Annotated in this window: 2 protein-coding genes and 2 pseudogenes; 3 read left to right on the top strand and 1 reads right to left on the bottom strand. The window is 78.2% G+C overall.

Annotated features, from left to right (window positions below):
* The 3 genes and pseudogenes from GTR02_RS21290 to GTR02_RS21280 all read left to right on the top strand — a co-directional run.
* Positions 1-595 (top strand): annotated as a pseudogene (locus GTR02_RS21290) (hypothetical protein); the annotation flags it as partial.
* A 117-nt stretch (positions 596-712) separates the two neighbouring features.
* Positions 713-1,231, top strand: coding sequence for an ATP-binding protein (locus tag GTR02_RS21285; RefSeq protein ID WP_166609469.1), 519 nt, complete (start codon positions 713-715; stop codon positions 1,229-1,231).
* Between the two features lie 152 nt (positions 1,232-1,383).
* On the top strand, positions 1,384-2,214 hold the full coding sequence (locus tag GTR02_RS21280; protein WP_166609468.1) for a hypothetical protein: 831 nt from the start codon (positions 1,384-1,386) through the stop codon (positions 2,212-2,214).
* A gap of 21 nt (positions 2,215-2,235) precedes the next feature.
* On the opposite strand, the pseudogene GTR02_RS21275 reads toward GTR02_RS21280, so the two are convergent.
* Positions 2,236-2,454, bottom strand: a pseudogene (locus GTR02_RS21275) (1-deoxy-D-xylulose-5-phosphate synthase); the annotation flags it as partial.

Here is a 2,454-nt window from a genome sequence, read left to right as displayed (position 1 = left end):
GGGCGGGCGCGTCGACGACGGCCGCGAACTCCTCCTGCGCCCAGGCGAGCTTGCCCTGCTCGGTCAGGCGGTCGGCGAGGGCGTCGCGCAGCTCCAGCAGCACCTCGACGTCGAGCGCGGCGCGGCCGTCGGCGAGTCCGAGCTGCCGCTGCACGCGGCCCGGGGCGACGGTCCGCCGCCGCCGCGGACCTGGGCCGCCCGCCACCCCGAGGCCGCCGCGCGGCTCACGGCCGGGCGCGCCCTCGTCACCGCTCTCGCCGACGAGCACGACCTGCCCGTGGAGAACCTGCTGCAGCCCGACGCCCTGCGGCGGCTGGCGTGGAGCCCGCCCGCCGAGGTGAGCGCCGAGACCGTCGCGGCCGCCCTGCGGGCCAGCCGGGCCCGCGCCTGGCAGGTCGCGCTCGTCGCCGCCCCGCTGGCGGAGGCGTTCGTCGAGGCGACCGCCGCGGCCGCAGGAGCGGGCGAGGGGGCGGGAGAGGTCGCGGTCGACGGCACCGTCGCGGCGGCGGGCGGCACGGTGTCACCGGGTGCCTCCGCCGACACCGAGAGTGCAACCGCTGCCACCGGCGAGACGAAGATCACGCCGCAGGGCTGAGGAGATCGGACGTCCGGGACACGGACCGCCTTGCCGCGGGCTGCGTCGTGCGTCATCGTCTCCCCTGACGGTGTCGACGACGCGCCGTCGTCGTCGTCGTCGACGGAGGTGCGAACCGTGGAACGCCTCACCCTGACTGAACACCTCTCCGCTGCCCGGATGGCCCGCCACTGGGTCTGCGAGCACTGCCCCGAGGAGCACCTGCCCGAGGCGCGCCGCTGGATCGCGGAGCTGCTGACGCACGAGCTGGTGGCCAACGCGCTGGCGCACGGCCACGGCCCCCTGACGCTGAGCCTGACCCACGACGCGGAGGGGATCCTCGTCGGGATCTCCGACTCCAACGCGGCGATCCCCGCCCTGAAGGAGCAGACGGTGCACGCCACGAGCGGGCGCGGCATCGCGATCGTGGACGCGCTCGCCACGGCGTGGGGGTACTACCCGAGCCACAGCCCCGTCGACCAGGCGCCGGAGGCCCCCGACTGGGACGACGCCGGCTGGCCGGTGCCCGACGACGACCGCCCGGGGGCCGACCCGGAGCCCGCGGAGCGCCTCGAGGCGTTCCCGGACCCGGCCGGGTCGCCCCCGCAGCACGGCCCCGCGGGCAAGACCGTGTGGTTCCACCTGGCCACCGGCTGACCCGACCGGCCCGCCCGCGGCGGCCGGCGTCGGCACGGCGCGGTCGCGGACCGTGGCCGCCTGGGCCGTCCGGGGACGCCCCGTCCCCCGTGCGGCGCAACCACGCTCACGCGGACCGCCGCACCGGCCACCGTTCGCCTAGGTTCGCGTCCATGCCCTCGTCGCCCCCCTCCCTCGCCGACCGTGCCCTGCTGCGCCGCGGCGTGCTGGCCGTGAGCGTGCTGGACGACGTGGACGTGGACCTCGACGACGACGGCCTCTGGATGCCGGGCTGCGCCCCGCTGAGCTGGGCGGAGGTCGCGCTCGCGACGACCGGGCCCGCGGTGCCCGGCGTGGGCCGGGAGGACGTCGTCCGCTTCCGCGTCCGCGACCTCCTCCTGGCCCACCGGGCCCTGCACCGCCAGGGCGCGCGGCGCGTCGCCCTCGGCCTGCCCACGACGGCCGTCGGCCACCTGGGCCGGGCGTGGCGCAGCACGCGCGTCCTGGGCGGCGCCGTCGACCTGGGGCCGGGGGTGGTCGTGGACTGGGGCAACGCCGAGCGGGTCCTCGCGGTGCCCGCGGTGTCGGCGGCCGCCACCGGGGCCGACCCGGCGCTGACGGCGGCCGACCGGAGGCACCTCGAGGCCATGGGCGCGCTCGTCGTCGAGCGGCTCGCGCGCGACGCCGGGCACCGCGGTCAGGACCTGCTGCGGCCCGCGGGCGGCTGCGACGTGCCGACGCTGCTCACGTCGAGCACGCTGCGCGAGCACCTGGTGTGCGGGCCCGACCGCTCGGTGGCGTCGGTCCTGCGGGCCGTCGCCGTCCCCGTCCGCACACGCGGCTGGTTCGACCTGGCGCGGATCGACCCGGCGTTCGTCGGGGCGGCGTGGAGCGCCACCGACCCGGCCGACCGGGGTTTCCCGCGCGCGCTGCTGGTCACGCGCGACGAGGTCGCGCTGGCCCCGAGCGACCCGCACCTCGGCGAGGCCGCCCTGCGCAACTGACGCGGGCGGCGCCCGGCCGGCTCAGGCGTGCTCGTCGATCCGCGTGGCGTGGGCGACGGACTCGACGATGCGCAGCGAGATGGCCTGCGCCGTGAGGCCCGCGGCCTCCAGCACGTCCTCGCGCGAGCCGTGGTCGAGGAACTCCTGCGGCAGGGCGAAGGTGAGGACCTCGGTGGGCACGCCCTGCTCGCGCAGCTCGGCGGCGAAGGCCCAGCCCACCCCCCCGACGCGGCCGCCGTC

It is taken from the genome of Kineococcus siccus, assembly GCF_009906795.1.
Classification (GTDB): Bacteria; Actinomycetota; Actinomycetes; order Actinomycetales; family Kineococcaceae; genus Kineococcus; species Kineococcus siccus.
Note: the sequence above shows the minus strand (reverse complement) of the source record. Positions and strands in the feature narration are given on the sequence as shown.